Below are 1142 nucleotides of genomic sequence, written 5' to 3' on the forward strand. Positions count from 1 at the left end.
CGGTMCTGGTTCACTATCTCACTAGGGAGTATTTAGCCTTGGGAGATGGTCCTCCCGGATTCCGACGGAATTTCTCGTGTTCCGCCGTACTCAGGATCCACTCTGGAGGGAATGAACTTTCAGCTACGGGGCTATTACCCTGTCTTGCGGACCGTTCCAGGTCGCTTCGCTTAATCCATTCCTTTGTAACTCCGTATAGAGTGTCCTACAACCCCAGAAGGCAAGCCTTCTGGTTTGGGCTGATCCCGTTTCGCTCGCCGCTACTTGGGGAATCGCATTTGCTTTCTCTTCCTTCAGGTACTTAGATGTTTCAGTTCCCTGAGTCTGCCTTCTCATGTGTTATGTATTCACACATGGATACTGCTCCATTACGAACAGTGGGTTTCCCCATTCGGAAATCCCCGGATCACAGCTCACTTACAGCTCCCCGAGGCATATCGGTGTTAGTGCCGTCCTTCTTCGGCTCCTAGTGCCAAGGCATCCACCGTGCGCCCTTATTAACTTAACCACTGAATGGTCAAAAAAAATAAGTTGATCGCAATCGCGATCACGCTACTATGATGCTTGTTTCTTAATCAATGTCGATCTATCCAGTTTTCAAAGAACAAGTATTGGTGGAGCCTAGCGGGATCGAACCGCTGACCTCCTGCGTGCAAGGCAGGCGCTCTCCCAGCTGAGCTAAGGCCCCTAAGAGGAAATATGGTGGGCCTAAGTGGACTCGAACCACCGACCTCACGCTTATCAGGCGTGCGCTCTAACCAGCTGAGCTATAGGCCCTCTTGAGAAATCATCTATTATATAGAAGAAACACAAATCAACAGAGTTGATTCCTGAACCTTCAAAACTGAACGCAAAACGTCAACCCGATTCCGAAGAATCGGTTCCGATATAATCCTTAGAAAGGAGGTGATCCAGCCGCACCTTCCGATACGGCTACCTTGTTACGACTTCACCCCAATCATCTGTCCCACCTTCGGCGGCTGGCTCCCGTAAGGGTTACCCCACCGACTTCGGGTGTTACAAACTCTCGTGGTGTGACGGGCGGTGTGTACAAGGCCCGGGAACGTATTCACCGCGGCATGCTGATCCGCGATTACTAGCGATTCCGGCTTCATGCAGGCGAGTACGTATTCACCGCGGCA

General features: G+C 51.3%; 2 tRNA genes and 2 rRNA genes. All 4 read right to left on the reverse strand.

The annotated features are described in order from the left end of the window. Window positions 1-508, reverse strand: a 23S ribosomal RNA gene (locus KTG14_RS17710); the annotation flags it as partial. Window positions 509-612: 104 nt separating this feature from the next. Continuing rightward, a tRNA-Ala gene (locus KTG14_RS17715) sits at window positions 613-688 on the reverse strand. A 12-nt stretch (window positions 689-700) separates the two neighbouring features. Next, window positions 701-777: transfer RNA gene (locus tag KTG14_RS17720), tRNA-Ile, on the reverse strand. 122 nt (window positions 778-899) lie between these two features. After that, a 16S ribosomal RNA gene (locus KTG14_RS17725) occupies window positions 900-1142 on the reverse strand; the annotation flags it as partial.

It is taken from the genome of Planococcus sp. CP5-4_YE, assembly GCF_019042655.1.
Lineage (GTDB): Bacteria > Bacillota > Bacilli > Bacillales_A > Planococcaceae > Planococcus.